We start from the raw sequence: 25,329 nt of genomic DNA, 5'->3' as shown, positions 1-25,329 counted from the left end.
ATGAGCCCCAGCCCAGACGACGATGAGATCGAGGAGATCCGCAAGAAGAAGATGGAACAGCTCAAAGAACAACAGGGCGGCGAAAGCGCTCAAGAGGCCCAGCAAGCCCGCCAAGAGCAGGCCGACGCCCAGAAGAAGGCGCTCCTCCGGCAGAACCTCACCGACGGCGCCCGCAAGCGGCTCAACACGGTCAAGATGTCCAAGCCCGACTTCGGCGAGCAGGTCGAGCGTCAGGTGGTCGCGCTGGCCCAGAGCGGCCGCGTGCAGGGCCAGATCGACGAAGACCAGATGAAAGACCTCCTCCGGGAACTCAAGCCCGACTCCCAGAGCTTCAACATCAGCCGGCGCTGAGATGCGGCTCGGGCTGCTCTACAGCGGCGGGAAGGACTCGACGCTCGCGGCGTTGCTCCTCGACCAATTCTACGACGTGACGCTGGTGACGGCGCATTTCGGCGTCACCGACGACTGGAAACACGCCAAGGCAACCGCCGAGCGACTGGACTACGAGTTCGAGCGCGTCGAACTCGACGGCGACGTGGCCGAGGAGGCGGTCGAACAGCTAATCGAGGATGGCTATCCCCGCAACGCCATCCAGTCGGTCCACATGCATGCCATCGAAACCGTCGCAGGCATGGACTTCGAGGCAGTCGCCGACGGCACTCGCCGTGACGACCGGGTCCCCTCGGTGTCCCGGGCGCAGGCCCAGAGTCTCGAAGACCGTCGCGGCGTCGACTACATCGCGCCGCTGTCTGGCTTTGGCCGCGGCGCCGTCGATCGGCTCGTCGACGCGACGTTCGACGTGACGGTCGGTCCGAGCGAGGAGATCTCCCGCTCGGACTACGAAGCCGAGCTGCGGGCGCTACTGGCCGAGAAAGAGGGAGAGGCGGCCATCAGCGACGTGTTCCCGGATCACGAGCAGACGTACGTCACCGACGTGCGGACGGCCGGGGACGAATAGCGACCTTTTCTGTTCGGATCGCACGTAGCACGACCTCTTACGGCAAAAAGCTCGGCCAAAAACGCCGGGCGTTCGCGGTACTCGTCGCTACGCCAGCGGCGTCCGCTCGACAACCGTGCCGTCAACCGTCGGGTACTGCTCGGACGCCACCTTTTTCTCGTCGGGTCGCACACCGACCACTCCTCGAAAAATCTGGGCCAAAAAGCCGCTCACTCCCGACGGTCGTTCGCGGTGCTCATCGCTACGCCAGCGGCGTCCGCTCGACAACCGTGCCGTCAACCGTCGGGTACTGCTCGACGATCTCGCCCTCGGACACGTCGCCGTCCTCGACCATCTCTTCGAGAAGCCACCACGCAAGCTCGACGTGGTCGGACTTGACGGTGTAGAACTCCTCGGGGACGCCGAGTTCGTCGAGACGCCGCTCCGTGACCCACGTCTTGCCGTAGACGAGCGTGCCGTCGTCGGTAACGTCGTCGAACTCCCGGCGGATATTCCGAGCCATGCGCTTGAGCCGGCGGCGGTGCTGGGCGGCGTCTTTGAACACGCTCGTACAGAAGTAGACGCGCTCGTGGTCGCCCATCACGTCGAGAATTTCCTCGCGCGAGCCCTCGACAGCGCTCATGTGGCCGTCTTTGAGTTCGAAACCCTGCTCTTGCATCCGGCGGTAGTTGCCGTCGCTCATCTCGAACTCGTTGATGTTACAGAAGTCGGCGGCGCCCTCGTCGAGGAATTCGAGGAACTCCTCCTCGGCGCGGATGCCAGGAATCTCGAACGCGGGTGTGAGGCCTTCTTCGCGGGCGATGTAGAGGATGTCCTCCCACTCGGTGCCGTGGAGATCGCCCCACTGCTCGAACGGCGGGTGGAAGCGAATCTCGTCGAGGCCGGCCTCCGAGAGGCGGCGCATGTTCTCGCGCCCGCCAGTGATGCCGGTGTAGAGGTGGGTGTGGTGGTCCTCGCCGTACTCGTCTTTGAGTAGTTCGAGATAGTGGCAGGTCCGATCCAGCGCTTCCTGTGGCTCGCCGCCGGTGATCGAGGTACCCAGCGCGTCCATTCGCTCAGCCTCGGCGATGACGTCCTCGTCGGACTCGACCTTACGCTCGTTGGCGTACACGTCGGTGACGTTCTTGCGGTTCTCGCCGAGCGGGCAGTAAAAGCAGTCGCGCTGGTCGCAGTAGCCGTAGACGAACAGCACCATCTTCCCCCCGTTGGCGCACTGCTCGCAGCCCTTCGAGATCATTCGTTGCCTGTCATTGATCCCGCGGACGCAAAAAGCGTGCGAAAGCCATCGAGCCGGACGGAGCGTTCGCACGAACCGGCCATGTCAAGCGTCAACGAGCCGGAATCGGCGGCCACAGCATATACAAGCCGCCGACCACATTCCACGGGTATGTCATCAAACCGCCGGCGGTTTCTAGCGGGGACAGGCACCGCGTTGAGCGGGGCACTCGCGGGGTGTACCGGGTTCATTCTGGGCAACGACGCTCTGGAAGTGTCGGCCAACAAAGCGACGGTCGCACAGAGCGCGCTCGACGACACGGAGTACGAGGAAAACACCGTCGAGAAAGTCGATATCGAGCGGACGTTCGAGGTCGGCGGCCAAGAGCGGACGGTCGTGGCCTCGAACTGGCAGGCAGAGTACGACCGCTCTGTCAACGTCAGTGGGTTCGATAGCTTCCGCGGAGCAAAGTTCATCGCGTTCTCGACGCCGCAGGTCGAGATCGACATCGCCGACAGGACGCTCAACCCCGTCGGCGACAAGAGCCACCGGGATCTGGTAAAGCTGGTTCAAGACAGCTACGAAGGCCTCGAAGACGTTACCGGCGTCGGCGAGTACACCACCAGCATCCTCGGCAGCCAAGCGACGGTCGGCGAGTACGAGGGCGAGGCGACGTTCGCCGGCACGGGCCAGACCGTCGATCTCACGTTACACGTCACGAATCCCGTAGCACACGGCGAGGACTTTATCGTCTGCGTGGGCGCGTACCCGAACTACCCGCCGTTGACTGACGGCGAGGCCGACAACATCGAGACGCTGTTCGGCGGCGTAGAGCACTAGGGCGACTGGACGGTCAGAACGGGAATCGCTCGACGGTCGAATAGACAGGCCCCTCGCTCGTCAGTTCGCTCTCGGTGAGACAGACAGCGTCGACTGTCGCCTCGCCGACCGTCGGCGTCCACTCGCGGACGCCGCGCTGGACCAGTTCTTTGCCGCCGGCGTGTTCCATCCGCGCGAGCGTGACGTGTGGCGTGAACTCGTGCCCTTCGGCGTCGAACCCGAGTGCTGTCGTCCGGTCTTCGATGGCATCGTGAAGCCGGCTCAGCTCGTCGTTACCCGCAGTGACGCCGAGCCACAGGACCGAAATGTACTCCAGCGACGGAAAGACGCCGAGCCCCTCGTACCGGGCGCGAAACGGTTCGACATCGGCGGCCGCGACAGCCTCGGCAACGGCGTCGCCGACGGCTTCGACGCGGTCCTCGTCGACATCACCGAGAAACTTCATCGTGACGTGGGCCTGTTCGGGATCGGTAAACGAGAGGCCGTCGGCATCCTCGAATCGCGCCTGTACTGCCGCGATATCGTCCGCGAACTCATCAGGCAGATCGACGCTGACGAACAGTCGCCGTCCCATATCGAACGATCGGCGTCATGGAGAGTAAAGTTGACGCCGGAACAGTTTCGTCGGCCGCGTCTCGGCTACACATTCAAGTACCGGAGCGCGGCGAACGCCGGCGTGCGCTGACTGACGCCCGAAACGGCCTCGATACGGTCGCGCCCCACAGCGCGGCCCCGAGCGGATCAGAAGCGCCGATCCGCAACGAGCGCGACGCGACCGTTTCGGGTGCGGACGCCGCGTCGCCTGTTCATCATCCGCCGGTAATAGCGCCGTCGGCGACGCGCCTCGACGCCGACGATGCCGAGGCGACGCGGCCGCCAACGCAGGCCTTAACACTCGCGCAAACGTACGGCGGGCCATGACTGATTCGGACGATGAGCGCCCCGAAGAACACCAGTTCTCCGAAGGGCAGGGATTCAGCGACGCCCACGACGAGTTCGATCTCGACCCGCCCGAGTTGCAGGTCGATCCCGATCAGGTCGACCCCGTCGACTCGCGAGCCGTCACGGACATGCTCGACGAAGCGTCGATCGCCGACGACGCCATCGACGCCGCCGCGCTGATCGACGTGGGGCTCAACTACATGAGCATCAACCGCTACGAACAGGCGACCGAGACGTTCGAGCGGACCGCACGCTTTGCCGACGACGCCCACATCGAACAAGAGGCGTGGGTGAACAAGGGCGTCGCTCACTCCGAACTCGAAGAGTGGGACGCCGCCATCGGCGCCCACCGCGAGGCGCTGTCGATCGACGAGGACAGCGAGCACGCCGCGACCGCCGAGACCAACCTCGCGTACGCACTCTGGGAATCGGGCCGCACCGAGCAGGCCCTAGAGCACTCCGAGCGCGCCGTCGAGATCGACAACCGGTTCGCGCAGGGCTGGTACAATCGCGGCTTCTTCCTGCTGGAGCGGGGCCTCGCAGAGGACGCGCTGAACTGCCTCGACAACGCCATCCGGCTGGGGATGCGCAACGCGACCATCCTCGAAGAGAAAGCCCGCGCGCTCGAAGAACTCGGCAAGTACGAGGAGGCCGAAGAGATCGTCGAGGAGGCCGAAGAACTGCGCGAGCAGGCCGAACAGGAGCTGGTAGAGTGATTCTCAACGAGCGCGAGACCGACGAGGGGCTGCTGGTCGCGGTCTGTGACCGGGACGCGCTCGGCGAAACCTACGAGAGCGGCGAGATGTCCTTGACCGTCACCGAGGAGTTCTACGGCGGCGAGCGCGTCGACGAGGAGGCCGTCGTCGAGAGCCTCGCCCGAGCCAACGTCGCAAACATCGTCGGTACCGAGTCGGTCGAACTCGCTATCGAACACGGGTTCGTCGAGGAGGGCAACGTCCTCGAAGTGGGATCGACGCTCCACGCCCAAATGCTTCGGATCGCCTGAGACGCTCTTACTCGCGGTCGGAGCCGCGACCGTTTGCGGCCACCTCGTCGGCGTCGTCACCGCCGGACTCGTCCGCATCACCGGACGACTCGTCGGGCGGAATGTTGACTAGAACGATCCCCAGCAGCGACAGCGCCGCGATCACGACGCCGATGTAGAACAGCCCGCTGTCGAACGCCAAGGCGGCGATCGTGTGGAAGATTCCGACGAAGGCCAGCCCGAGCAACAGCAGGCTCGCGCCGATCGACCGCTTCGTTACCATACCCGAGACAGGAGCCGAGCGCCCTTAACGGTCCGGGACCGCGGTCGCCGCGGCTACCCGAGGTCGACGCCGCGGAATCGCAGGTAGCCCAGCACGACGGGAACAGCGAACCACGCGAGCAGGACGACCGCCGCGAACCAGTCCGAAAGGTAAAACGGCAGGTCGCCGACGACGAGATCGGCCGTCGAAACCTCCGGATTCGGCGTCGGGTTGATACCGATCGGGAACTGCAGCGTCAGCGGGAACACGCGGCTGTCGATCAGCGCGGTGGCGACGACGCCGTAGGCCTCCATCGGGTTGAGCCGCTGGAGGAGGAGCGCCCACGGCTCGACCGGCTGCTGGGGGACGATCGGAGACGGCGGGAAGGCGCCGGTGGCAATCCGGTAGACGCCACCGATCAGCACGTCCCAGAACCCGAGGAACAGGAGGTACGTGCTGACGACTGCCGACATCGCTCGACCGCGGGAGGACACCGCCGCGGAGACGCCGACGGCGATGCCGACGAACGCGAGTCCGAGCAGTACGGAGCCCACGAGCAGGCCGGCGAGGTCGGCCAGCGGGACGCCGCCGATCAGCAGGCCGCTCAGGACCGCGGCGACGACAAACCCCGTCAAAATCGCCGTCGCAACGACGCTGCTGCGGCCGACGAGCTTCCCGAACACCACGTCGCTCCGAGTCGGCGGCAGCCCGAGCAGGACCTTGATGCTCCCCGACCGGCGCTCGCCGACGATCGACATGTAGCCGGCGATCAGCGCCACGAGCGGGACGATCACCTGCATCGGCAGGGCAAGTCCCTGTACGAGCTGGGCCGCGCCGGGATCGTCGGCGAAGTACCACGCGCCGACGTAGAAGATGCCGATGAGCACGACGAGCAGTCCCGTCAGCGACCAGAGCATCTTCGAGCGGGCGGCGTCCTCGAAGTCCTTTTGGGCGACGACAGCGAGGTTCATGCGACGACCTCCTCGGCGGGCTGTTCGACGGCTTCGTGTGCTTCCCCAGCACCGGTGAGTTGCTCGAACAGTTCGTCGATCGACTGATCCTCGACGCGGATGTCGAGGACGGTCGCGCCGGCGGCTTCGACGCGGTTGATCGCTCTGGCTTTCGCCGTCGGGTCGTCACAGCGGACGACGACAGTCTCGTCAGTGCGTTCGGCGCCGGTCACGCCGTCGATCGACGGCAGGTCCTCGAGCGCCCGCTGGGGAACCCCATCGAGATCGAGTTCGAGCGTCGCGTCGCCGCCGATCTGCTCGTAGAGCTCTTCGAGCGTGCCGACGGCGACGAGTTCGCCCTGGTTCATGATCCCGACACGGTCGCAGATCGCCTCGACGTGTTCGAGGATGTGGCTGGAGAAAAACACCGTCGTGCCGCGCTCGGTCTCCTCGCGGACGAGCTCTTGGAGTTCGTTGATGCCGGTCGGGTCGAGGCCGCTGGAGGGCTCGTCCATGAGCAGGAGGTCGGGATCGCCGACGAGCGCCATCCCGAAGGCGAGGCGCTGGCGCATCCCTTTGGAGTAGCCGCCGGCGGGACGCCGAGCGTCCTCATCGCTCAGGCCGACGCGACGCAAGATGTCGTCGGGGTTGCCGTCGATGCCTTTGGTCTTCATGGCGAAGGAGATGTGCTTGCGTCCCGAGAGGCGCTCGTAGAGGTCGAACCCCTCCGGAAGGACGCCGATGCGGCGGTGGATCTGTTCGGCTTCGTCTTGGGAATCGTAGCCAAGCACCGTCGCGGAGCCGGCCGTCGGGCGGGCGAAGTCGAGCAGCATGTTGATCGTCGTCGACTTGCCGGCGCCGTTGGGGCCGAGAAAGCCAAACACTTCGCCCTCTTCGACGCGTAAGTTCACGTCGTCGACGGCGACGACATCACCGAATCGCTTGGTGAGTCCGTCAGTCTCGATTGCGGTCATTTCGTCTTCGGCTTATGCCGGAGCCACGTTAATACCCCGGCGGCACTTTCCGACTCGGAAACTACTGGTGCTTTTATATCAATCAATGAAACAAACCGTAGTATGACCGACGATGAGGACGCGGAACTGCTCGGGCTGCTCGACGACGAGTACGCGCGAGCGATCCTCATCGAGACGAGCAAAGAACCCATGTCCGCAGACGTGCTCACCGAGCGCTGTGACGCCTCGCCGCCGACGGTCTACCGCCGGATCGACCGGCTCGACGAGCACGATCTGGTCGAAGCCGAGCAGGAACTCGATCCGGACGGTAACCACTACAAAATATACCGAGCCCGGCTCGAACGCGTCGCCGTCGAGCTCGACGACGGCGAGTTCGACGTTAGCGTCCAGCGAACCGAGGAGGACGCCGCCGACCGATTCACCCGGTTGTACGAGGAGCTCTGATCTCGATGTCGGGGCTCATCCTCCAGTCGGCGACGGGCGGGTCGGTGCCGGTGGCGGTGGCCGCGCTGGTTGGGCAGGCGATCGCGTTCGCACTGGCGTGCTGGATCGTCTACCGGGCTGCGAGCGGGTATCGAGCCGCCAGAGCGCCGGCGTTGCTGTGGCTGGCCGTCGGCGTCGCGCTGCTCAGCGCCGCCCCGACGGCCGCGCGGGTGCTGTTGCCGACGTTGACGACGGCGCCTACGGAGATCGTCAGAGGCGTCGCGCTGATCGGCGAACTGCTCGGGCTGACGGCGATACTGTACGCGATCTACGGGGACCCATGAGAGGACCACGACGCCAGCAAGCGGCGAACGAACCGCAGCGAGAGGAGCCAGAGCCATGACCCAGCTACGGACTGCAGTCGGCGCCATCGCGTTCGACGGGGCTGGGAGTGTCTTCGTGATGGGACTGGTCGCGGCCGCGCTCGGCGCGTTCGTCGCGGCGCAAGCCTACCGCGGGTACGCCCGTAACGGCAGCCGACCGATGCTGTTTCTGGCCATCGGCGTCGCGTTCGTGACGCCGATTCCGTTCGCCCTGTCCTACGGCGTCGACCTGCTGACGACGGCCAGCGACGGCGTGATCGTGCTTGTGATCACCGCCTGCAACCTGCTCGGGCTGGCGTCGATCGCACACTCGCTGGGGGGAGCGGACGGATGACGCTGCATCCCACGAGTACCAAACAGATTAGCACACCAACACTTATCATGCAATATCCCAAACGAACGCACGAAACGGTTCCCCGCGGTGGCGTCACGTCGGGGCCGAGGAGGAAGCGACGATGAGCGAACAGACCCGGACCGCAGGCGGCGTCGTCGACGGAAGCCGACGGGTAGCTCGATGGTTCTTCGGCGTCCCGCTACGAGCACAGACGTACACGAATCTAGCGTATCTCGCGTTCGCGTTTCCGCTCGGGCTGGCGTACTTCGTGTTTCTGGTCGTCGGGCTCTCGGTCGGCGCCAGCCTCGCTATCCTGTTGGTCGGCATCCCGATCCTGTTGGGGGTCGTGTACCTCTCGACCCAGCTCGCGGCAGTCGAGCGAACGCTCGCCGAAGCGCTGCTGGACGCCGACGTTCCGGCCGACGATCTGGAACCCGCGGAAGGGCCGGTCGACTGGCTGTCGGGGCTGGTGCTGTCGGCGGGCACGTGGAAAGGACTCGTCTTTCTGTTCAGCAAGTTCGTGCTCGGCATCGGCGCGTTCGTCGCGTTGGTCACCGGCGTCTCGTTCTCGCTGACGCTGCTGCTGGCGCCGCTGCACTACCAGAACGAGCAGGTCGGGATCCACTTCGGCCGCCCGGTCCACATCGAGATACCGGACTTACTCTATCAGCACGACGGCTGGACGGTCGGTCTCACGATGCCGTTCGAGGCGACGCTTCGGGCCGGCGAGGTGATCTCGACGCTGGCGGGCTCTGTGTGGGGCGCGCTTGTGGTCTCGGCGGTCGGCGTGCCGGTCGCGCTGGTCGTGTTGCACCTGTTCAACGCGATCGCGTGGGTCTGTGCGCGCTACTCCGAACTGATGCTCCGACGGACGCGGCCGTCGGTGCTGGCCGAACTGCGGCGCCGGAACGGCGGCGACGAGCGCGCTGACTGACGCCGACGCGCTGGTTGCGGGGCGGCATCGCTGCCGGACCGAAGAAGTGTTTTGCCTTCGGCCCCACCGTTCTAGCAATGGAAACGACACAGTCCGGGGCGCTCGATGTCGAGCGCATCCGCGAGGACTTCCCGATCCTCCAGCGACGCGTCGGCGACGACGTGCAGGTCGTCTATCTGGACAACGCGGCGACGACCCAGACACCCGAGCAGGTCATCGACGTGTTCGGCGACTACTACCGCGGGTACAACGCCAACGTCCACCGCGGCATCCACCACCTCAGTCAGGAGGCCTCGATCGCCTACGAGGAAGCCCACGACCGCATGGCCGAGTTCATCGGCGCCTCGGGCGGGCGCGAGGAGATGGTCTTCACGAAAAACACGACCGAGAGCATCAACCTCGTCGCCTACGCGTGGGGCCTGAACGAACTCGGCTCCGGCGACCGGGTCGTGCTCACGGAGATGGAACACCACGCCTCGCTGGTCACGTGGCAGCAGATCGCCAAGCGCACCGGCGCCGACGTGGAGTACATCCGCGTCGACGACGACGGCCGACTGGACATGGACCACGCCGCCGAACTGATCGACGAGGACACCGAGATGGTCAGCGCGGTCCACGTCTCGAACACGCTCGGCACCGTCAACCCGGTCGCCGACCTCGCGGAACTGGCCCACGACGCCGGCGCCTACATCTTCGTCGACGGCGCCCAAGCCGTCCCGACGCGCCCGGTCGACGTCGAGGCGATCGACGCCGACTTCTATGCCTTCTCGGGCCACAAGATGGCCGGTCCCACCGGCATCGGTGGCCTCTACGGCAAGAAAGAGATCCTCGAAGACATGGAGCCGTTCCTCTACGGCGGCGACATGATCACGAAGGTCACCTACGAGGACGCGACGTGGAACGAACTGCCCTGGAAGTACGAGGCCGGCACGCCCCTGATCGCCGAGGGGATTGCGATGGCGGAAGCCGCGGACTACCTCGACGAGTTGGGTATGGACAACATCCGAACGCACGAGGAACAGCTGGCCGAGTACGCCTACGACCGGCTCTCGGAGTTCGACGACATCGAGATCTACGGTCCCGAGCCGGGGCCGGACCGGGGTGGGCTCGTCTCCTTTAATCTCGACAGCGTCCACGCCCACGATCTGGCCTCGATCATGAACGACTCGGCGGTGGCGATCCGGGCGGGCGATCACTGCACCCAGCCGCTCCACGACAAGCTCGGCGTCGCCGCCTCCGCGCGGGCATCCTTCTACGTCTACAACACCCGCGAGGAGATCGACGTGCTTGTCGACGCCATCGACGACGCGAGAGAACTCTTCTCGTAGAGTTCTCTCGCGGAGGGACGTCCTGCCGAGACGAAGCCGAGGCAGGGCTCGAAGCGACGCAGTCGCTTCGGTGACGCTAGGGGCTCTTCTCGTAGAAGTATCTCGGCAAGACGCCTTCGACCGCGAAAGGTGTCACAAAAGACGGTTACTGCGGTCTCTCTTCGGACATCCCGCCGGAGGCGTCCGATTCCTCGCCCGCGTCGTGGTACGTGTCGAGTCCGAGCAGCCGGTTGAGGAAGCACGTCTGTAAGACCCCCGTGGCGAGGAATACGACGCCCGCGACCAGTGCGATCACGGCGACGGGTGTGCTCAGAGAGACGAGGCCACCGAAGGCGGCGACCGCAGCCAGTACTAATACCGGGCCGACGACCAGCCGCCACGTCCTGTCGAATCCGCCGACGTTCTTTTCCATCGGTTCGTCACCGCGCGCCGCTGCGCGACTGTACAGAGGCGTGCTGAGTGCTTAACGATTGCGTCAATAGCTACCAAGACACACGAAAAGCGGTCAAAAGTGGCACCAGTACCGGAACCGGTGCATCGAATCGGCCGGTGCCGACGCCAAAGCAATCGGATTTTTGGTGCCCGAACTGCACCCAGTTGGCATGAACCTCCCAGTGGAGATGAACTACCTGCTCGGCGCCGGACTCGTCGTCGTGGCGCTGCTCGTCGCCGCGCTGGCTTGGCGCGTCCGGTCGCTCAGATCGACCGCAGCGGCCTCAAAGCGCGCACACGAGGCCGCACAAGAGCGAGAGCCACCGGTCGACAAAGGCGAGGTGATCGAGGTCGGCGTCGAGGAGTTGACCGAACACCACAGCGGGCGCACCGACGCGCTCGTGAAAGTCGAGGGCTTCGTCGTGTTCGTCACGGACGTACCCGACGACGTCGAACCGGCCGATATGCTTCGGGCGAAAGTGCTCTCGTTTAACCGGGACGGAACGTCCGCGAGCGCGAAGCTACTCGAACGGCTCTGAGACGGCCACCGCGAACGGCCCTGTGACGACGGCCGCGAACGATTCTGACACGGCCACCGCGGGACGCCGCTGTGGAGACTGCTCAGTCCTGCTCGGGTGCGGCGTCGTCGGGCGCCTGTCCTTCGACCAGCGATTCGTCAGCGTACTCCTCTCGGAGCGTCTTCTTGTCGAACTTGCCGGTCGCAGTCTTTGGCACGGCGTCGATGAACACGAACTCGTCGGGCGCCCACCAGCGCGGGTACTCATCCTCGATCATCGACGCGAGGCCGTCCGCGAGGTCGTCCTCGTCCGCGTCTTCGGCGGGGACGACGAACGCGACCGGCCGCTCCTGCCAGCGCTCGTGTGGGACGCCGATCACGGTCGCCTCGGCGACGTGTTCGTTGCCCATCAGCGCGTTTTCGAGTTCGAGCGAGGAGATCCACTCCCCGCCGCTCTTGATGACGTCCTTGGCGCGGTCGACGATGTGGACGTAGCCGTCCTCGTCGACGGTGACCACGTCGCCAGTTCTGAGATACTCCTCGTCGTCGAACTCGGCTTCGGTGGCCTCGGGGCGTTTGAAGTATTCCGTGGTGACCCACGGCCCCTTGATCAACAACTCGCCGAAGTCCTCGCCGTTCCACGGCACCTCTTCGCCGTCGTCGTCGACGACCTTGAACTCCAGTCCGGGGACGAGCAGCCCCTGCTTGGCGCGCTTTGCGTACTTGTCTTCGGCGTCCCACGCGTCCATCTTCGGTTTGAGGTGGGCGACCGTCCCGATCGGCGCCGTCTCGGTCATGCCCCACGCGTGGACCACGTCCACGTCGTACTCCTCGTCGAACCGCCGGATCACGGACTCGGGCGCCGCGCTACCGCCGATGACGATCTGCTCTAAGCTACTGAGATCGACCTCGTTCTCTTCGAGATACTCCAGCAAGCCGAGCCAAACCGTCGGGACGCCCGCGGTAAGGGTCACCCCTTCTTCCTCGATCAGCTGTGCGAGATCGGCTGGATCGGGGGAGGGACCGGGATAGACGTGCTTGGCGCCCGCGGCGGTCGAGGAAAACGGCATCCCCCACGCGTTGACGTGGAACATCGGGACCACCGGCATCACGACATCGTCGGCGCCGATGTCTAGGCCCGCCTGTGGCAGCGTCGCCATCGTGTGGGACCACAGCATCTGCTGGGTGTACTCGACGCCCTTGGGATCGCCCGTGGTCCCGGAGGTGTAACACAGTCCTGCCGGCTGGGACTCGGGAACGTCGGGCCAATCGTACTCGTCGAATTCGGCGTCGCCGTCGACGAACTCCTCGTAGGCGACGACCGGTTCGAGCGAGGTGTCCGGTACCGAGGATCCCATCACGACGAACTGCTCGACGCTCTCGAACGCCTCGGGGTCGTAGGCGGCCTCGATCGCCTCCAGTAGCGAGGGGTCGACGAGGAGGACGCGATCCTGCGCGTTCTCGACGATGTACTGGAGGTGATGCTCGGGCAACAGCGGGTTGATCGTGTGCAGCTGGGCGCCGACGCTGGGGATGGCGAAGTACGCCTCGAAGTGACGGTGGTGGTTCCAGCAGACGGTCCCTACCCGATCGCCCTCCTCGATGCCGGCGTCGTCGAGCGCCGACGCGAGCGCGGCGACTCGGTCGGCGTACTCGTCGTACGTGTACCGTTCGACGCCCTCGTGCGTCCGCGAGACGATCTCGCGGTCGGGATACAGTTTACTGGCACGCCACAGGAACGGTCGGAGCGTCTGGTCGCTTCCTCCGGGCATAGGTTCCAGTTCACAGCCAACACTAATGATCTTTCGTGAGCAAGCGAGATCGGCCACGTTCCCCGAACGGTCGATGGCGACCGGCGAAGCAGAATGGAGGCACAAGAACCACGGTAGTCCATCACAAAGAGCGCGTACTGATGGGAGACCGACGAGATCCGTTGCAAGAACGCGCCGACGGAGAACAGGACCTCTACGACATCGCCACATGGGAGTCCCGGAGCCTGCTCGATCGCACCGCCGTCGCGATCTATCACGGGGTGCGCCTCGTTTCGATCTACCTCGTCATCGGGCTCGCACTCCTGTTGCTCGTGACCCAACTCGCCGCCAGCGGATACGTCATCTTCCGGACGCCGTCGCTGGGCCTGCTGACGTTGCTGTCGGCGGTACCCGCACTCGCGCTCGCGGCCTTTCTATGGCAGGCCGATCCGACGGTCAAAGAGCCACTGGGGCCCCTCGCGGTGACGTTCCTGCTGGCCGTGCTGTTCGCCAGTTTCGCCGCGGTCGTCAACACGGTCCTCCGGGTGCCGTTTGCGATGGTGCCCGTCGTCGGCATCGTGCTGTACTTTTTCCTCGTCGTCGGGCCGATCGAGGAGATCGTCAAACTGCTGGCGGTCCGGCTGTACGCCTACCGGGGCGACGCGTTCCAAACCGTCACCGACGGCGCGGTGTACGGCGCCGTCGCCGGCCTCGGCTTCGCGACGATCGAGAACACGCTGTATATCACCCGCGAGTTCCTGACCGCAGCGAGCGCCGCCGGCGTCGGCCAGCAGTTGGAGATGGCTGCCGAAACCGCCACCCAGCGCGCGTTCGTCGGTCCGGGCCACGTCATCTACTCCGGATTCGCGGGCTACTACCTCGGGCTGGCGAAGTTCAACCCCGACGACGCCGGGCCGATCGTCGTCAAAGGAATCCTGACGGCGGCGCTGATCCACGCGACCTACAACACGCTCGTCAGCGCGCTCGGCTTGCCGTTCACGGGGCTGCTCGTCCTCATCCTCGTGTACGACGGCTTCTTTGGCTACCTGCTTTACCGAAAACTCGCTCGCTATCGGTCGGCTTACGAGCGCACGAGCGACGAGCAGAGTCCCCAACCCGCCGAGGACATCGCACAGGAGTGAGTGACGACCGGAGCTACCACCACGGCCACGGTTGGATTCGAATGCTCGTGTAGCGTCCAAACGCCGGCGTCGGAACGCTTTTCCGCCGAACGCGCCTACCTCGAACCACTATGGGAATGGGCTCGGATATGTATCGACAGCAGATTCTCGACCACTACAAGAACCCTCGTAACTACGGGGAACTCGAGGATCCCACCTACACGCACGTCGGCGAGAACCCGATGTGTGGCGACGAGATTCGGATGGACGTCGAGATCGACGAGGACGCCGGCGAGATCGAGCGCGTCGCGTTTCAGGGCGACGGCTGTGCGATCAGCCAAGCCAGCGCGAGCATGCTCTCGTCGGAACTGCAGGGGAAATCCGTCGAGACGCTGATGGAGATGGACCGGGACGACGTGACCGAGATGCTCGGCGTCGACATCAGCCCGATGCGGGTCAAATGTGCCGTGCTCGCCGAGAAGGTCGCACAGGACGGCTACGAGATTTACGAAGGCGAGAAAGACCTCGACAAGACCTCGACCGAAGACGAGCAGACCTCGACAGAGGAGTAGTCGCCGTTTCGTTCTCGCGCTCAGAGGAACACGGCGTCGTCGTCGAGCAGTTCGTCCGCAGTCCGCCGGGCCTCCGGGCCGGCCGACACGAGCATCGTCTCGTCGGCGGGCGACGAGAAGCGACCGGGATCGGGTTCGACGCGTTTGAGCATCGCCGAGAACGTCGATCCGCGGCGTCCGCCGGCCGAAACGATGCCGCCGTATCGGTCTTCGACATCGGACTCGTCGGGGTCGGGGAACTCATCGCGGATGATCTGGGCGGTCTCCCGGAGGTATGCAGCCGCTTTACGCTGTGAGTAGGCGCTTTCCTCGTAGTACGTCTCGGCGTGCTCGTCGTCGAGTTGTTCGGTCGAGTGGGCGGGCGACTCGTAGAGCACCGACTCAGTGGTCGCGTAGCCACTGGCAAAGCGGACGTTCATCGTGAAGCTGTCGGGGTACCGAAGAATGATCGGGAAAAACAACATCTCCGAGATCGTCGTGCGCTGCTGGATGCGCCAGAGCCCCTCGAAGTAATAGGAGGTGAGCCGGCCGATCCGATCGTCGCGCTCGCCGCGCTGTGTTGCCAGCGCGATTTCCTCGTAGCCCTCGCCGGCGAACTGGCGGAGGCGACGCTCGAAGCTCTCCGCGACGCGCTCTAGCTCCCGTTCGTAGGCGTCGAGCAGCGACACGTCCGGATCGACCAGCAGTTCGGCCTTGCGCTCGCGGCCCTCCGCGACCGACAGCATGTTCCGGTGGAACAGCCGCTCGGCATCGGCGTCGGGCAGCGGCGTCCTGACGGCGTTGCGGTGCAGTACCGACGCGTCGCCGTGGAACCGCTGCCGCTCTCTCATGACCTCCCGTTCGTGACGGCGAAATAAGAAGTAGTCGGGACGCGTGATAGCGTGCGCCGTGTCGAGAGAGCACGCGACGCCGGCGGTTAGGTCGGTCGGCAGCGGACGGCGTCGCCGCTTCGCTCGACGAACTCGTTGCGATCGAGCGTGTCGAGGATGCTGAGGAGAGCGATCTTCTGTAACCCGAGGGCGTGCTGGATGTCCGAGACCGTACTCCACCCCGACATCGAGAGGTAGAGATACACCAGTTTGGCGCGGGGCGACTCCAGTTCCGTGAGGGCGCCAGCGGGCGTGACTCCGGGCTGTTGCATGGTTCGCGTGAGAGTGTCGACGGTACGACGCATAAGCGTATGTGGGGGTTTTGCTCGGGGCCGTTTCAGGATAGTTGCGGGGAGTCAGACCAGTTCGATGCCGCTGGTGAGCGCCACGTACAAGGCGGCGTACTGGAACGCGTTGAACGCGCCGTGGATCAGCGCCGGGACGACCACGTTCTCGGTGCGTGCAAAGACAACCCCGAGTACGATCGACAGCGGGAGGATCAACAGCAGGCTACCGATCGCATCGAGGACGCCGCTGGTCGCGTAGGCGGGAAAATGCACAAGCGCGAACAGGACGCTCGTAACAAGCACCGCGCCAGTACGGGAGAAGGAATCGTACAGCGACTTCTGGATCACGTTCCGGTACAGTAGTTCCTCGCCGGGACCGACCAGCAACACCGAGGGGACGAGCAGCCACAGGAGAACCCGAGGGTCGTTGGCCCGGGCCGTCTGGACGATGCTGTGTTCGGCCGAGGAGAGCCCGAACAGTTCGATCAGTTCGGAACTGACCAGCAACACGAGCAACAGGACAACGAACCCCCCGACGCCGTAGACGACATCTCGGGTGTCGAGCCATCCGGCATCGATAAAATCGAGCCCGCGGTCGGTGCTGTTGAGATAGCCGAGGACGATCGTCACCCCGCCGAGACCGGTCGCAGACGTACTGATCAGGATACGCGCCGTCGGTCCGGGCGACCCCGCGACGGCAGTAAAAAGCGACACGAGCAGCGTGTTCCACAGCGAGAGCGCGAGCAGTCCAAGGACCCCCAGAATCGCACCGGAAACCGTCAACTGGAGGCGATCGAGGACGCCGCTGACGGGGAGTTCGAGGCCGTCGACGAGCGCCGCGAGGCCCGCACCAGCGCCGGCAGCCATGGCGAGGAGGACCCACAGACCAACCGCGTCGCCGGCGTCGAGCGCACCGACGGCGACGACGGCAGCGTACAGCGCGACGCCGACGCTCGGGACGCCCGCGGCGACGTTTCCGCGAGCACGGTCGAGGGCGCCGTGCCGACTGGCGAGAAAGGCGGCGAGCGCGACGGCCGACAGCACTCCCGCGATCGGCGTCAGACTCGCGGCACCGCCGGCGATGGGGACGGCCGACAGCAGCGTGCCAGCATCGGGCCACGGCTGGAGGGAGGCGGCGAGTGCGACCCCGGCCAGCACGACGCCGACGCCGGGAGCGTACCGTTGGCTCATACCGAAATGGAGAGCGGTCGCCACCAAAGAACCAGCGTTCTGGTTCGGCGAGGTGCTGAGGGCGTACAGATGCCGACCGGCTGTCGCCGACGCCGATTGCCGGCTGACACTGGCGCCGACGTATCACTCCACGCGCAAGCGCGTCTTCTCCTCGACTGCGCGGGCTTCCTCGAACTTACCCTCGGCGCCCAACAGTCCGCGAGCGGCGTTTTTACCCCACTCGACGGCGGGCTGGACGAACGTGTCGACGCCGTGGAGTTCACCCGCCAGCACGCAGGCCGCTTCGAGTCCGTACAGCAGTTGGCCCAGCCCGCGCTCGTCGACGCGCTCGATTTCGATCCGGACGTTGGGACGCCCCGCCGCCGCGAGGCTGGCCTCCGTCGCCTCGAATTCGGCGTCCAGTAGCTCCCCGAGTGTGGCGTCGCCGAGATACGACAGCCCGTCAACGTCGGTCGCCGGAATTGCCCGATCAATGCGCTCGCGCGGGCGGACGAACGTCGCCATCGTGTTGCGCGGTCCCGCTCGGTAGAGTTGCAGTTGAGAGTGCTGGTCGGTCGCCCCCAGCGCGCGCACCGGCGTCTGGCCCAGTCCGTCCTTGCCCAAGCTCTCGGCCCACAACTGGGCGTACCACTCCGCGTAGGTCTCTAATCCCTCGGCGTAGGGCATCATCGCGTTGACCGAGGCACCCCGAGTATCGAGCGCGTACGTCGTCGCACCGTAGGCGTAGGCCGGCGCCTCGAACAGCGATCCGGAGAGGCTCTCGGCCACGTCCCGGCCGCCTTGCAGCAGGGCGTCGAGGTCGTCGCCGCGGATCGCCGCCGCAGCGAGACCCACCGTCGACAAGACCGAAAATCGCCCGGGGACACCGTCAGGTACCTTCAGCACGGGCAGGTCGTGCTTTTGCGCCAAGTCCCGCAGCGGTCCCGCCTCACCAGTTGTCACAACCGTGCGCTCGGTCCAGTCGACGCCCGCGGTCTCGAACGCCTCCCGAACCACGAGGAAGTTCGCCAGCGTCTCGGCGGTCGTCCCAGACCGCGAGACGACGTTGATCGCGGTCTCGGACAGCGGCAGGTCGTCGAGCAGGGCGGTCGTGTGCTCGGGGTCGACGTTATCCAGAACGTACGTGTCGACCTCGCTGTCAAGTGCGTCGGCGAGCGTTGCCGCGCCCAGCGCCGATCCGCCGATACCGACGATCACCAGCGCCTCGGCGTCCGCCACCGGTTCGACGGTCGCTTTGATCGCGTCGGGATCGGCCGTCCCGGGCAGGTTCAACGCGGCGTAGCCGTGTTCGGCGTTCGCGCGGCCCCGTTCGATGCGTTCGTGGGCTACTGCTACGTCCTCGTCGAGACGATCCAGCGATTCCCGCGAAACGCCCGGTGATGCTACTGACGACAGCGCGTTGCCCAGATCAACGTACATACCCGACACCTGAGCGCGCCGGGGCAAAAACCCGCGGGGCGGCGGGTGACTGCTGAACCGCGGGGTTGCCTGTCGCTGATGGCGTCGAACGCCGGACACCGCGGCGTTTAACCCCGGTCCGCCCTAAGTGACGCAGAATGACCGACGGCGGCGCCACCCACGGCACCGACAGCGACGCCGCGAGCGAGGACAGCCGACCGACATCCTACAGCGCCCTGCGTCGGGCGCTGGGCCGGGCGCGCCGCGAAAGCGATTCGCGGCTGCTCCGGTCGTACGTGTGGGTCAGCGCCTTGATCGGCCTGCTGCTGGTGATAACGGTGATTCTGGCGCTACCGGTCTGGATCGCGCAGACGATCGGCCACTCCGCGCTCAACAAGATCAGCCGCGGGGTGTTACCCGTGATCGTGCTCGGCCTGCTCGTGCCGCTGTTCGCACCGGTGGTCTACGCCGCGCGAAACCACCGCCGGGGGACGGCGACCGGGCGGAGCGACGCCGCGCTCGGGGTGGCTGGATACCTGTACGTGCTGTCGATCTACCTCGCGCTGGTCATCTCTGCGCCGACCGAGTTCCAGACCGAGCCGACGGGCGCGCTCGCACCAGTGATCGACGTGCTCTACGGGCTACCGGCGCTGTCGAGCGTGCTCGCACCCATTCTGGGCGCGCTGGTGATCGCACTCGTCCAGCGGTTCAGTCGGTAGGCGGGGCTCGAAAGCCCGAAGTGTGCGCCGCGCCCTACGAGTGGGTATGAGCGAGAAGACCGGAACCTTCCTCGTCACCCACGCCGACGAGGGCTCGGCGGTGTTTCGAGACGTGAGCGACGGCCAAGTTCACACGATGGCATCGAACCCGGACGTGGCCGAGCAGGACGTTCTGGAGGCGACGATCCGACCTCAGCCCCCGATGGAGGTCGCGTGGGAGGTCGTCGAGGTCGCGGAACGGCGGGAGATCGAACTGGTCGATACGGACCTGTCGCCGACGACCCAAGCGATGGAGATCGCCGCCGAACAGGAGGTCGGCGACGTAGAGCGCGTCGAGCGCGCCGGCGAGGGCGAGGTACACGTGCTGTCGGTGCCGCCCGAGACGACCGAGGACGCCGCCGCCGACGTGCTCGACGACGAGGGGACAATCGAGCGCGCCGCCAGACTCGGGGCCGTCCGCGTCGAGGTCCGGCGGGAGGAAGACGACGGCGTCCTGAACGTGCGCTACCTGCCTGATTGAACAGGACGACGTCGACGAACGATCACCCGCCTACTTTTTCGCCGCCGAGGGGCCGCCGGCGCTCTGAACGCGCCAACTGCCCTGAATGCCACACGCCTCGCGCACTTCGAAGTCGAACTCGGTGGCGGCGTCGATCGCGGGACCCCCCTCGACGTGTTCGACCCGCAGGGGAACGTCGAGCGAGTCGCCACAGCAGCCCACGCCGACGAACTCCTCCCAGAGATCGCCCTCGGTGGCAGTCTCGCGGGTGCGCCGGAGAAACGCCCGGAACGACGAACGCTCGACCTGCCGACGGCCCCAGTCGCTGAGATCTGCCGGATAGGAGACGACGACCCGCGTCGCGGCATCGGTCCGTGATTCAGTGCCCATGTGTGTCTTACGCGCTCGATGGAAAAATCGACGACGCCCGACGCCTTTTGGGCTGCTCGTCGAACGACCGGACATGGGGGAGAACAGAGCGCGGCGAGACGCGAGAGATCGACGCACTCGGCGGTGAACTGATCGCGTTCAGCCTCGACGGCGAGATCGTCTCGACGCCGTCGCTGGACATCGCGGTCGATCCCGGGCGCCTCTCGCTGTTCGTCGGTGAGGGGTACGATCCCGAACCGACGGCGTGACGGCGACGGCGGGTTACGCGGAACCGAAGGGGGTTTCAACCACCTCGGAGATTATAGCCCTAATGAGCACGCAGAACGCCGACGAAACACACGAGAACGCCAAGCAGGACGTGATCGCGGTCGACGCCGACGACAACCCCGAGGGGCTGGTCAACCGACTGGACGCCCACACGGGCGACGGCATCCGCCACCGCGCGTTCACGTCGCTGGTGTTCGACGGCGACGGCAACATTCTGCTGGCACAGCGCGCCCCCAACAAGCGCCTCTGGGACACCCACTGGGACGGCACCGTCGCCTCCCACCCCGTCGAGGGCCAGAGCCAAGAGGAAGCCACCCGCCAGCGTCTCGAAGAGGAGCTCGGCATCACGCCCGATCAGTACGACGACCTGCGCGTGACCGACCGATTCGAGTACCGCCGCTACTACGAAAACGCCGGCATCGAACACGAAGTCTGTGCGGTGCTCAAGGTCACGCTCGACGACACCTCGCTCGACCCCGACGAGGAGGAGGTCGCCGGGCTGATGTGGGTCCCCTACGAGCGCCTCCACGAGCATCCCGAGTGGTACCGGCAACTGCGCCTGTGCCCGTGGTTCGAGATTGCGATGCGGCGGGACTTCGAGTAGCGCCACGACGCCACTTTTAGCGCTCGTTGCCCCCGTGAGTGGCGTCGCTTGCGCTCGTGCATGGCGTGTTAACATCTGGCAAGGATTTATACGTGACCACCACCAAGCAGTACGTAGGGGCAGGTGAACGGCCCCGCGAGAGATCATGAGCACAACCGCACGACGGCGTGATACGACCCCGATCGAGATGAGCCGCCAAGAGCAGTGGGTCGTCCACCACGTCATGCTGCAGCAGGTCGAATCCCACCGCGAGGACGGCGAGTCGCCACCGTGGTGGGCGATGAACGCGATCGAGAAGCTCGAGGACCGGCCGGTGTACGGCGACACGTCGACAACCGGCACCGACCGCCCGTTCACCTGCTATGAGGCGTGGCGGCTTCGCCGCGCCCTCTCGGAGTACGCCGAGCAACCTGAGACGCCCGAGGACGAAGTCGCGACTGCGGTGACGCTGAGCCGCCGACTCGACGAGACGTTCGTCGAACCGCCGGCCGCGCTGCAGTGACCGCAGTGACCAATTTTTACGGCCGCGTCGTCGCCCAGACCGCAACGATGCCGAGCGCGAGCGCCGGCAGCAGCGGGAACGCGATCAGCGCCGGGAAGTAGGGCAACTGCGGCGGGCGCAGGTAGGTGACGATCGGCGCGATGACGAAGGCAAAGAAGATGACGCCGACGAGCAGCCAGCCTCGCCAGTCGAACTCGCGGTCCGCGTCGGCGGGGTGGACGACGCCGTCGGGCGACTCGCCGTCGACCCGCTCGTCCGCTTCTCGCGGGCCGTGCCCGCTCGAACGTTCCGGGGAGCGTCGCTCGCCGTTGGCCTCGAACGCCGCCGGGTCGTGGGTGTAGGTGTCGCTCGACGATCCGGCGTCGCCCGCGCCATCGGTCTCAGAGCTCACTATCGGGTCTTACGACTACCTTGCCAAAGCCCTCACGGTTCTCCAGCAGTTCGTGGGCGCGGACCGTCTCGCTCATCGCCAACTCCTCGCGGATCCGGACCTCGAAGGTGCCGTCCCAAACCCGTTCGAGTGCGTCGTCGATCTCGCCCGGCGTCGCCATCGTCGAGCCGAGCACGCTGAGCTGGTTCCAGAAGATCCGGTTGATGTTCGTCTCTGGCGCGTGACCGGTCGTCGCGCCGCAGGTGACCAGCCGTCCACCCTTGGCGAGGCTCGCAAGCGAGTCGGTCCACGTGTCGGCGCCGACGTGGTCGACGACGACGTCGACCCCGCGCTTGCCGGTGAGATCGCGGATTTCGGCGGCGAAGTCGTCTTTTTCGTAGTTGATCGCCGCTTCGGCGCCGATCTCCTCGGCGTACGCGCACTTCTCGTCGGAGCCACCCGTCGCGTACACCGTCGCGCCGGCGTAGTCGGCGATCTGGACCGCGGCGTGACCGACGCCGCCGCTGGCGCCCAGTACGAGCACCGTCTCGCCGGGCTCGATGTCAGCGCGAGTCATCAGCATGCGCCACGCGGTCTGGAAGACCAGCGGCGCGGCCGCCGCCGTCGCCCAGTCGACGCCCTCGGGAACGCTGACGAGGTTCTCCTCGGGAATCGCCGCGAGTTCGGAGTGGACGCCGCGGACGTGCTCGCCGATGATGTGGTAGTTCACGCACTGAGATTCCTCGCCGTGGCGGCAGTACTCGCACTCGCCGCAGTACCGGCCCGACGCCAGTGCGACGCGGTCGCCCGGTTCGAATCGTGAGACGTGCTCGCCGACCGCCTCGACGACGCCGGCGCCGTCGCTGCCCGGGATATGGGGCATCTCCAGATCGACGCCGGGGAGGCCCTTGCGCGTCCAGACGTCGAGGTGGTTGAGCGCGCCGGCTTTCACGTCGACGAGCACGTCGTCGGCGCCGATTTCGGGGTCGGGGAACTCGCCGTACTCGATGACATCGGTGCCGCCGTGGCCGGTGAATTTGACTGCGTCCATGCGAGAGTCATCACCAAGCATAGTCAAAACGGTACGCGAGGGGGCGGGCATCGCCGGTTTCGCTGTGCCGGTGACGCCGACTTCCGAGACGCCGGAAAGCGTTTCAAACCCTCGTCCGAAAGCCCGCCCATGGTCGACTTCCAGCAGCGCGACACCCGACGGGATCTGCGGTCCGACGACGATGACGAATCGGCGTCGAACGACGCCGACGACGCGGCATCGAGCAGTGGCGATGAAGACGTCGAGTCGCCCGAATCAGAAGAAGGCGAGCGCGGCGACGCCGACAGTCCGGAGACCCGCGATGCCGACGTGCCGGCCGCCCCCGACCCGGACGATCTCGGCGCGGCCGTCCTGACGATATCCTCGGAGCGGTCGCTCTCGGACGACCCGCCGGGCGACGCCGCCGTCGAGGAGCTAGAGGCGGTCGGGACCGAGATCGTCACGCGCGAGCTGGTCGAGGCAAAGTACGACAACGTCCAAGCGGCGATCGACCGACTGGCCGACCGCTCGGATGTCCACGTCGTCGTCACCGTAGGCGCCACCGGCATCACGCCCGACGACGTGGCGATCGAGGCGGCCGAGCCGCTGTTCGACAAGGAGCTCGACGGGTTCGGCGAACTGCTTCGCCTGCTGGCCTACGACGAGGTCGCCACGCGAGTCGTCGCCACGCGCGCGACCGCCGGCATCGTCACGACCGTCCCGGTGTTCTGTCTGCCGGGCGTCGAGTCCATCGCGCGCCTCGGCGTCGACCGCATCGTCGCCGAGGAGGCCGCGCATCTCGTCGAACTAGCTCACGACGGCGATCCCGACAAGCATCCCAGATAGGCCTGCTCGGCGGCAGTCGTACGGGGAAGAACGGAAGTGAACCGAAAACAGCGCGCGTTAGCTCTCGCCGGGCGTCAGGTCGCTGATCCGCTCGCCCAGCTTGTCGACGCCGTTCTCGACGTGCTCGGTGACGGAGTCGTGGATGTCACCGACGAAGTCCGGAACCACGTCGGGGAGGTCCGACGGCGGACCGATGTCGGGCACGTCGACCGGCGGTCCGTCGTTCGGGGAGGGGGCGGCGGGCGCCGCGCCCGCGACGCCGCTCGCGAGCAGTACCGTCACCGCGACCAGCGTGAGGAGCTTGGTTTGGAGCATTGCGATCACACGTCGGGACGGAACGGTATTGAACCGTCGTGATCGTGGGGGCGAATCAGCCCGATTTAAGCGGATTTACGATCGTTCGTGCTCGCCGAAAGCCGCTGTTTCGCCGGTTTCGGGCGCTCAAGCCGGGATCGAATGCGGGCCGCACTGTCGACCACTGAGCGTATGAGCGAACCACGACCGGGGCGGGCTGTGACGCCCGGAGAAACCCGTTCAAAACCGGCGTGAAATCGGCGGTTTTGGAGCCGTAGAAATTCGGCCGTTCGACCGGGTTTTCGACGGTTTTGAAGCGTGATAAACGGCGTCAAGCGTCGCCGGGCCTTACATGGCAAGCACGGGAAGCCTCGACTGCGCCATGACAGAGCACACGCGACGTTCGGTACTGAAAGCAGTCGGCGCATCGCTCGCCGCGACGACCGTTGCAGTGGGCTCGGGAGCAGCGACCGCCGAGGAGTGGACGGTCGCGGAGACCCCTGTCGACGGCACCCTCCACGACGTGCAGTACACCGCACGCGGCGCCCACGCGGTGGGCGGCGGCGGCGTCGTGCTCCGCCGGATAGACGAGGGCTGGCGCAAGCTGCTCGACGGCGGCCCCACCGGCAACGGGAACAACCTCTACGGCGCGGCCGCGACCGACGACGGCCGGCGTCTCTGGTTCGTCGGCGCCAGCGGCGCGATCGGCGAGTACGACGTCGAGACGGGCAGCCTAGAGGATCGTTCGGCGCCGATGGACGTTACGAACAACTTCAACGACGTCGCCGTGGTCGGAGACGCCGGCGACGCCGAAGTGTACGTCGCCGGCGACTCGGGCAAGATCTACTACAGCTTCGCCAACGGCGAGGAGGGAACGTGGGACTACGTGACGCCCGGGAGCGGGTCCGCCCTCCCAGCAATCGAGACGTTCGGCCCGCGCTCGGCCCACGCGATCGACACGAACGGGCGCGCGTTCGAGACGACCGACGGCGTCACGTGGGAGCCGATCGGCATCGAGGACGCCGACGTGACGTTCTACGGGCTCGACAGCGACGGCCGCGACGACGTGACCGTCAGCGGCGGGAACGCCACCGTCTTCGAGTGGAACGGAAGCCGATGGACCCCCGAGAGTCTCGGTGAC

34 protein-coding genes and 1 pseudogene are annotated in these 25,329 nt (G+C 66.1%); 20 read left to right on the top strand and 15 right to left on the bottom strand.

The window, feature by feature from the left end; translation table 11 throughout:
• Both CRO01_RS14185 and CRO01_RS14180 read left to right on the top strand, forming a co-directional pair.
• The gene (locus CRO01_RS14185) at positions 1 to 351 is read left to right on the top strand and encodes a DNA-binding protein (RefSeq protein ID WP_097009828.1); all 351 of its coding nucleotides are present in this window, start codon (positions 1 to 3) and stop codon (positions 349 to 351) included.
• A 1-nt stretch (position 352) separates the two neighbouring features.
• A complete protein-coding gene (locus tag CRO01_RS14180; protein ID WP_097009827.1) occupies positions 353 to 958 on the top strand; it encodes a DUF7411 family protein in 606 nt (201 codons plus the stop codon).
• 241 nt (positions 959 to 1,199) lie between these two features.
• Here CRO01_RS14180 and CRO01_RS14175 read toward each other — a convergent pair whose 3' ends face one another.
• Positions 1,200 to 2,195 carry a radical SAM protein gene (locus CRO01_RS14175; RefSeq protein WP_097009826.1) on the bottom strand — a complete coding sequence of 332 codons (996 nt, stop codon included), beginning with the start codon at positions 2,193 to 2,195 and terminating at the stop codon, positions 1,200 to 1,202.
• Positions 2,196 to 2,345: 150 nt separating this feature from the next.
• Here CRO01_RS14175 and CRO01_RS14170 point away from each other — a divergent pair, with 150 nt between their 5' ends.
• The gene (locus CRO01_RS14170) at positions 2,346 to 3,014 is read left to right on the top strand and encodes a DUF6517 family protein (RefSeq protein ID WP_097009825.1); all 669 of its coding nucleotides are present in this window, start codon (positions 2,346 to 2,348) and stop codon (positions 3,012 to 3,014) included.
• 13 nt (positions 3,015 to 3,027) lie between these two features.
• On the opposite strand, the gene thpR is transcribed toward CRO01_RS14170, so the two are convergent.
• Positions 3,028 to 3,588, bottom strand: a complete 561-nt coding sequence (gene thpR / locus CRO01_RS14165) for an RNA 2',3'-cyclic phosphodiesterase (protein WP_097009824.1) — start codon at positions 3,586 to 3,588, stop codon at positions 3,028 to 3,030.
• 343 nt (positions 3,589 to 3,931) lie between these two features.
• Between thpR and CRO01_RS14160 the strand changes: the two are divergent.
• Positions 3,932 to 4,669 (top strand): annotated as a pseudogene (locus CRO01_RS14160) (tetratricopeptide repeat protein); the annotation flags it as partial.
• On the top strand, positions 4,669 to 4,962 hold the full coding sequence (locus tag CRO01_RS14155) for a DUF424 domain-containing protein (RefSeq protein WP_097009822.1): 294 nt from the start codon (positions 4,669 to 4,671) through the stop codon (positions 4,960 to 4,962). The pseudogene CRO01_RS14160 and the gene CRO01_RS14155, both read left to right, overlap by 1 nt.
• Positions 4,963 to 4,969: 7 nt before the next feature.
• On the opposite strand, the gene CRO01_RS14150 is transcribed toward CRO01_RS14155, so the two are convergent.
• The 3 genes from CRO01_RS14150 to CRO01_RS14140 are packed head-to-tail and all read right to left on the bottom strand — an operon-like array spanning position 4,970 to position 7,127.
• Positions 4,970 to 5,224, bottom strand: a complete 255-nt coding sequence (locus CRO01_RS14150; protein ID WP_097009821.1) for a hypothetical protein — start codon at positions 5,222 to 5,224, stop codon at positions 4,970 to 4,972.
• A 53-nt stretch (positions 5,225 to 5,277) separates the two neighbouring features.
• Complete coding sequence (locus tag CRO01_RS14145) at positions 5,278 to 6,174, bottom strand: ABC transporter permease subunit (protein WP_097009820.1); 897 nt, start codon at positions 6,172 to 6,174, stop codon at positions 5,278 to 5,280.
• Positions 6,171 to 7,127, bottom strand: coding sequence for an ABC transporter ATP-binding protein (locus tag CRO01_RS14140; protein WP_097009819.1), 957 nt, complete (start codon positions 7,125 to 7,127; stop codon positions 6,171 to 6,173). Before CRO01_RS14140 ends, CRO01_RS14145 begins: the two co-directional genes overlap by 4 nt.
• 102 nt (positions 7,128 to 7,229) lie before the next feature.
• Here CRO01_RS14140 and CRO01_RS14135 point away from each other — a divergent pair, with 102 nt between their 5' ends.
• The 5 genes from CRO01_RS14135 (at position 7,230) to CRO01_RS14115 (ending at position 10,529) form a co-directional block, all read left to right on the top strand.
• Positions 7,230 to 7,571: an ArsR/SmtB family transcription factor gene (locus CRO01_RS14135; RefSeq protein ID WP_097009818.1), complete on the top strand. Its 342-nt coding sequence runs from the start codon at positions 7,230 to 7,232 to the stop codon at positions 7,569 to 7,571.
• Positions 7,572 to 7,576: 5 nt separating this feature from the next.
• Positions 7,577 to 7,894: a hypothetical protein gene (locus tag CRO01_RS14130; protein ID WP_097009817.1), complete on the top strand. Its 318-nt coding sequence runs from the start codon at positions 7,577 to 7,579 to the stop codon at positions 7,892 to 7,894.
• Between the two features lie 55 nt (positions 7,895 to 7,949).
• The gene (locus CRO01_RS14125; protein ID WP_097009816.1) at positions 7,950 to 8,267 is read left to right on the top strand and encodes a DUF7521 family protein; all 318 of its coding nucleotides are present in this window, start codon (positions 7,950 to 7,952) and stop codon (positions 8,265 to 8,267) included.
• A gap of 121 nt (positions 8,268 to 8,388) precedes the next feature.
• Positions 8,389 to 9,201 carry a sensor domain-containing protein gene (locus tag CRO01_RS14120; protein WP_097009815.1) on the top strand — a complete coding sequence of 271 codons (813 nt, stop codon included), beginning with the start codon at positions 8,389 to 8,391 and terminating at the stop codon, positions 9,199 to 9,201.
• 77 nt (positions 9,202 to 9,278) lie between these two features.
• Positions 9,279 to 10,529 (top strand): aminotransferase class V-fold PLP-dependent enzyme, encoded by a 1,251-nt coding sequence (locus CRO01_RS14115; protein WP_097009814.1) that lies wholly within the window; start codon positions 9,279 to 9,281, stop codon positions 10,527 to 10,529.
• 145 nt (positions 10,530 to 10,674) lie between these two features.
• Here CRO01_RS14115 and CRO01_RS14110 read toward each other — a convergent pair whose 3' ends face one another.
• Positions 10,675 to 10,941, bottom strand: coding sequence for a YgaP family membrane protein (locus CRO01_RS14110; protein ID WP_097009813.1), 267 nt, complete (start codon positions 10,939 to 10,941; stop codon positions 10,675 to 10,677).
• A gap of 190 nt (positions 10,942 to 11,131) precedes the next feature.
• On the opposite strand from CRO01_RS14110, the gene CRO01_RS14105 reads away from it, so the two are divergent.
• Positions 11,132 to 11,500 (top strand): TRAM domain-containing protein, encoded by a 369-nt coding sequence (locus CRO01_RS14105; RefSeq protein ID WP_375097348.1) that lies wholly within the window; start codon positions 11,132 to 11,134, stop codon positions 11,498 to 11,500.
• Between the two features lie 82 nt (positions 11,501 to 11,582).
• On the opposite strand, the gene CRO01_RS14100 is transcribed toward CRO01_RS14105, so the two are convergent.
• A complete protein-coding gene (locus CRO01_RS14100) occupies positions 11,583 to 13,250 on the bottom strand; it encodes a long-chain fatty acid--CoA ligase (protein WP_097009812.1) in 1,668 nt (555 codons plus the stop codon).
• A gap of 140 nt (positions 13,251 to 13,390) precedes the next feature.
• On the opposite strand from CRO01_RS14100, the gene CRO01_RS14095 reads away from it, so the two are divergent.
• Together CRO01_RS14095 and sufU are read left to right on the top strand one after the other, a co-directional pair.
• Positions 13,391 to 14,371 carry a PrsW family intramembrane metalloprotease gene (locus tag CRO01_RS14095; protein WP_097009811.1) on the top strand — a complete coding sequence of 327 codons (981 nt, stop codon included), beginning with the start codon at positions 13,391 to 13,393 and terminating at the stop codon, positions 14,369 to 14,371.
• Positions 14,372 to 14,481: 110 nt separating this feature from the next.
• Positions 14,482 to 14,922, top strand: a complete 441-nt coding sequence (gene sufU, locus CRO01_RS14090) for a Fe-S cluster assembly sulfur transfer protein SufU (RefSeq protein ID WP_097009810.1) — start codon at positions 14,482 to 14,484, stop codon at positions 14,920 to 14,922.
• A 20-nt stretch (positions 14,923 to 14,942) separates the two neighbouring features.
• Here sufU and CRO01_RS14085 read toward each other — a convergent pair whose 3' ends face one another.
• From CRO01_RS14085 to CRO01_RS14070, 4 genes are all read right to left on the bottom strand, one after another.
• A complete protein-coding gene (locus CRO01_RS14085) occupies positions 14,943 to 15,752 on the bottom strand; it encodes a hypothetical protein (protein ID WP_097009809.1) in 810 nt (269 codons plus the stop codon).
• Between the two features lie 86 nt (positions 15,753 to 15,838).
• Positions 15,839 to 16,063 (bottom strand): hypothetical protein, encoded by a 225-nt coding sequence (locus tag CRO01_RS14080; protein WP_097009808.1) that lies wholly within the window; start codon positions 16,061 to 16,063, stop codon positions 15,839 to 15,841.
• 84 nt (positions 16,064 to 16,147) lie between these two features.
• On the bottom strand, positions 16,148 to 17,269 hold the full coding sequence (locus CRO01_RS14075) for a CPBP family intramembrane glutamic endopeptidase (protein WP_097009807.1): 1,122 nt from the start codon (positions 17,267 to 17,269) through the stop codon (positions 16,148 to 16,150).
• Between the two features lie 123 nt (positions 17,270 to 17,392).
• Positions 17,393 to 18,688 (bottom strand): glucose-6-phosphate isomerase, encoded by a 1,296-nt coding sequence (locus CRO01_RS14070; protein WP_097009806.1) that lies wholly within the window; start codon positions 18,686 to 18,688, stop codon positions 17,393 to 17,395.
• Between the two features lie 137 nt (positions 18,689 to 18,825).
• Between CRO01_RS14070 and CRO01_RS14065 the strand changes: the two genes are divergently transcribed.
• Together CRO01_RS14065 and CRO01_RS14060 are read left to right on the top strand one after the other, a co-directional pair.
• Positions 18,826 to 19,386 carry a hypothetical protein gene (locus CRO01_RS14065; RefSeq protein WP_097009805.1) on the top strand — a complete coding sequence of 187 codons (561 nt, stop codon included), beginning with the start codon at positions 18,826 to 18,828 and terminating at the stop codon, positions 19,384 to 19,386.
• A gap of 46 nt (positions 19,387 to 19,432) precedes the next feature.
• Positions 19,433 to 19,906, top strand: a complete 474-nt coding sequence (locus CRO01_RS14060) for a DUF5812 family protein (protein WP_097009804.1) — start codon at positions 19,433 to 19,435, stop codon at positions 19,904 to 19,906.
• Positions 19,907 to 19,936: 30 nt separating this feature from the next.
• On the opposite strand, the gene CRO01_RS14055 is transcribed toward CRO01_RS14060, so the two are convergent.
• Complete coding sequence (locus CRO01_RS14055; protein WP_097009803.1) at positions 19,937 to 20,275, bottom strand: hypothetical protein; 339 nt, start codon at positions 20,273 to 20,275, stop codon at positions 19,937 to 19,939.
• A gap of 2 nt (positions 20,276 to 20,277) precedes the next feature.
• Here CRO01_RS14055 and CRO01_RS14050 point away from each other — a divergent pair, with 2 nt between their 5' ends.
• From CRO01_RS14050 to CRO01_RS14040, 3 genes are all read left to right on the top strand, one after another.
• The gene (locus CRO01_RS14050) at positions 20,278 to 20,523 is read left to right on the top strand and encodes a hypothetical protein (protein WP_097009802.1); all 246 of its coding nucleotides are present in this window, start codon (positions 20,278 to 20,280) and stop codon (positions 20,521 to 20,523) included.
• A 62-nt stretch (positions 20,524 to 20,585) separates the two neighbouring features.
• The gene (locus CRO01_RS14045) at positions 20,586 to 21,146 is read left to right on the top strand and encodes an NUDIX hydrolase (RefSeq protein WP_097009801.1); all 561 of its coding nucleotides are present in this window, start codon (positions 20,586 to 20,588) and stop codon (positions 21,144 to 21,146) included.
• A gap of 145 nt (positions 21,147 to 21,291) precedes the next feature.
• The gene (locus tag CRO01_RS14040; protein ID WP_097009800.1) at positions 21,292 to 21,648 is read left to right on the top strand and encodes a DUF7853 family protein; all 357 of its coding nucleotides are present in this window, start codon (positions 21,292 to 21,294) and stop codon (positions 21,646 to 21,648) included.
• 16 nt (positions 21,649 to 21,664) lie between these two features.
• Here CRO01_RS14040 and CRO01_RS14035 read toward each other — a convergent pair whose 3' ends face one another.
• Both CRO01_RS14035 and CRO01_RS14030 read right to left on the bottom strand, forming a co-directional pair.
• Positions 21,665 to 22,039, bottom strand: a complete 375-nt coding sequence (locus tag CRO01_RS14035; protein WP_097009799.1) for a hypothetical protein — start codon at positions 22,037 to 22,039, stop codon at positions 21,665 to 21,667.
• Positions 22,029 to 23,069: a zinc-binding dehydrogenase gene (locus CRO01_RS14030; protein WP_097009798.1), complete on the bottom strand. Its 1,041-nt coding sequence runs from the start codon at positions 23,067 to 23,069 to the stop codon at positions 22,029 to 22,031. Before CRO01_RS14030 ends, CRO01_RS14035 begins: the two co-directional genes overlap by 11 nt.
• A gap of 129 nt (positions 23,070 to 23,198) precedes the next feature.
• On the opposite strand from CRO01_RS14030, the gene CRO01_RS14025 reads away from it, so the two are divergent.
• Positions 23,199 to 23,894 (top strand): MogA/MoaB family molybdenum cofactor biosynthesis protein, encoded by a 696-nt coding sequence (locus tag CRO01_RS14025; RefSeq protein WP_097009797.1) that lies wholly within the window; start codon positions 23,199 to 23,201, stop codon positions 23,892 to 23,894.
• Between the two features lie 57 nt (positions 23,895 to 23,951).
• Here CRO01_RS14025 and CRO01_RS14020 read toward each other — a convergent pair whose 3' ends face one another.
• Entirely contained in the window at positions 23,952 to 24,209 is a 258-nt protein-coding gene (locus CRO01_RS14020; RefSeq protein ID WP_218839211.1) for a hypothetical protein, read from the bottom strand.
• Between the two features lie 361 nt (positions 24,210 to 24,570).
• Here CRO01_RS14020 and CRO01_RS14015 point away from each other — a divergent pair.
• Positions 24,571 to 25,329: hypothetical protein (locus tag CRO01_RS14015; RefSeq protein ID WP_097009796.1), on the top strand; the 759-nt coding region annotated here is incomplete at its 3' end.

This window comes from Natronoarchaeum philippinense, assembly GCF_900215575.1.
GTDB classification, from domain to species: domain Archaea; phylum Halobacteriota; class Halobacteria; order Halobacteriales; family Natronoarchaeaceae; genus Natronoarchaeum; species Natronoarchaeum philippinense.
This window is presented reverse-complemented; position numbering and strand designations above follow the sequence as displayed.

What these genes read in the sequence shown, in the direction of transcription:
- CRO01_RS14185 (WP_097009828.1), top strand. Translation starts at nt 1, where the DNA reads ATGAGCCCCAGCCCAGACGACGATGAGATCGAGGAGATCCGCAAGAAG.
- CRO01_RS14180 (WP_097009827.1), top strand. Translation starts at nt 353, where the DNA reads ATGCGGCTCGGGCTGCTCTACAGCGGCGGGAAGGACTCGACGCTCGCG.
- CRO01_RS14175 (WP_097009826.1), bottom strand. Translation starts at nt 2,195, where the DNA reads ATGATCTCGAAGGGCTGCGAGCAGTGCGCCAACGGGGGGAAGATGGTG.
- CRO01_RS14170 (WP_097009825.1), top strand. Translation starts at nt 2,346, where the DNA reads ATGTCATCAAACCGCCGGCGGTTTCTAGCGGGGACAGGCACCGCGTTG.
- thpR (WP_097009824.1), bottom strand. Translation starts at nt 3,588, where the DNA reads ATGGGACGGCGACTGTTCGTCAGCGTCGATCTGCCTGATGAGTTCGCG.
- CRO01_RS14150 (WP_097009821.1), bottom strand. Translation starts at nt 5,224, where the DNA reads ATGGTAACGAAGCGGTCGATCGGCGCGAGCCTGCTGTTGCTCGGGCTG.
- CRO01_RS14145 (WP_097009820.1), bottom strand. Translation starts at nt 6,174, where the DNA reads ATGAACCTCGCTGTCGTCGCCCAAAAGGACTTCGAGGACGCCGCCCGC.
- CRO01_RS14140 (WP_097009819.1), bottom strand. Translation starts at nt 7,127, where the DNA reads ATGACCGCAATCGAGACTGACGGACTCACCAAGCGATTCGGTGATGTC.
- CRO01_RS14135 (WP_097009818.1), top strand. Translation starts at nt 7,230, where the DNA reads ATGACCGACGATGAGGACGCGGAACTGCTCGGGCTGCTCGACGACGAG.
- CRO01_RS14130 (WP_097009817.1), top strand. Translation starts at nt 7,577, where the DNA reads ATGTCGGGGCTCATCCTCCAGTCGGCGACGGGCGGGTCGGTGCCGGTG.
- CRO01_RS14125 (WP_097009816.1), top strand. Translation starts at nt 7,950, where the DNA reads ATGACCCAGCTACGGACTGCAGTCGGCGCCATCGCGTTCGACGGGGCT.
- CRO01_RS14120 (WP_097009815.1), top strand. Translation starts at nt 8,389, where the DNA reads ATGAGCGAACAGACCCGGACCGCAGGCGGCGTCGTCGACGGAAGCCGA.
- CRO01_RS14115 (WP_097009814.1), top strand. Translation starts at nt 9,279, where the DNA reads ATGGAAACGACACAGTCCGGGGCGCTCGATGTCGAGCGCATCCGCGAG.
- CRO01_RS14110 (WP_097009813.1), bottom strand. Translation starts at nt 10,941, where the DNA reads ATGGAAAAGAACGTCGGCGGATTCGACAGGACGTGGCGGCTGGTCGTC.
- CRO01_RS14105 (WP_375097348.1), top strand. Translation starts at nt 11,132, where the DNA reads ATGAACCTCCCAGTGGAGATGAACTACCTGCTCGGCGCCGGACTCGTC.
- CRO01_RS14100 (WP_097009812.1), bottom strand. Translation starts at nt 13,250, where the DNA reads ATGCCCGGAGGAAGCGACCAGACGCTCCGACCGTTCCTGTGGCGTGCC.
- CRO01_RS14095 (WP_097009811.1), top strand. Translation starts at nt 13,391, where the DNA reads ATGGGAGACCGACGAGATCCGTTGCAAGAACGCGCCGACGGAGAACAG.
- sufU (WP_097009810.1), top strand. Translation starts at nt 14,482, where the DNA reads ATGGGAATGGGCTCGGATATGTATCGACAGCAGATTCTCGACCACTAC.
- CRO01_RS14085 (WP_097009809.1), bottom strand. Translation starts at nt 15,752, where the DNA reads ATGAGAGAGCGGCAGCGGTTCCACGGCGACGCGTCGGTACTGCACCGC.
- CRO01_RS14080 (WP_097009808.1), bottom strand. Translation starts at nt 16,063, where the DNA reads ATGCAACAGCCCGGAGTCACGCCCGCTGGCGCCCTCACGGAACTGGAG.
- CRO01_RS14075 (WP_097009807.1), bottom strand. Translation starts at nt 17,269, where the DNA reads ATGAGCCAACGGTACGCTCCCGGCGTCGGCGTCGTGCTGGCCGGGGTC.
- CRO01_RS14070 (WP_097009806.1), bottom strand. Translation starts at nt 18,688, where the DNA reads ATGTACGTTGATCTGGGCAACGCGCTGTCGTCAGTAGCATCACCGGGC.
- CRO01_RS14065 (WP_097009805.1), top strand. Translation starts at nt 18,826, where the DNA reads ATGACCGACGGCGGCGCCACCCACGGCACCGACAGCGACGCCGCGAGC.
- CRO01_RS14060 (WP_097009804.1), top strand. Translation starts at nt 19,433, where the DNA reads ATGAGCGAGAAGACCGGAACCTTCCTCGTCACCCACGCCGACGAGGGC.
- CRO01_RS14055 (WP_097009803.1), bottom strand. Translation starts at nt 20,275, where the DNA reads ATGGGCACTGAATCACGGACCGATGCCGCGACGCGGGTCGTCGTCTCC.
- CRO01_RS14045 (WP_097009801.1), top strand. Translation starts at nt 20,586, where the DNA reads ATGAGCACGCAGAACGCCGACGAAACACACGAGAACGCCAAGCAGGAC.
- CRO01_RS14040 (WP_097009800.1), top strand. Translation starts at nt 21,292, where the DNA reads ATGAGCACAACCGCACGACGGCGTGATACGACCCCGATCGAGATGAGC.
- CRO01_RS14030 (WP_097009798.1), bottom strand. Translation starts at nt 23,069, where the DNA reads ATGGACGCAGTCAAATTCACCGGCCACGGCGGCACCGATGTCATCGAG.
- CRO01_RS14025 (WP_097009797.1), top strand. Translation starts at nt 23,199, where the DNA reads ATGGTCGACTTCCAGCAGCGCGACACCCGACGGGATCTGCGGTCCGAC.
- CRO01_RS14020 (WP_218839211.1), bottom strand. Translation starts at nt 24,209, where the DNA reads ATGCTCCAAACCAAGCTCCTCACGCTGGTCGCGGTGACGGTACTGCTC.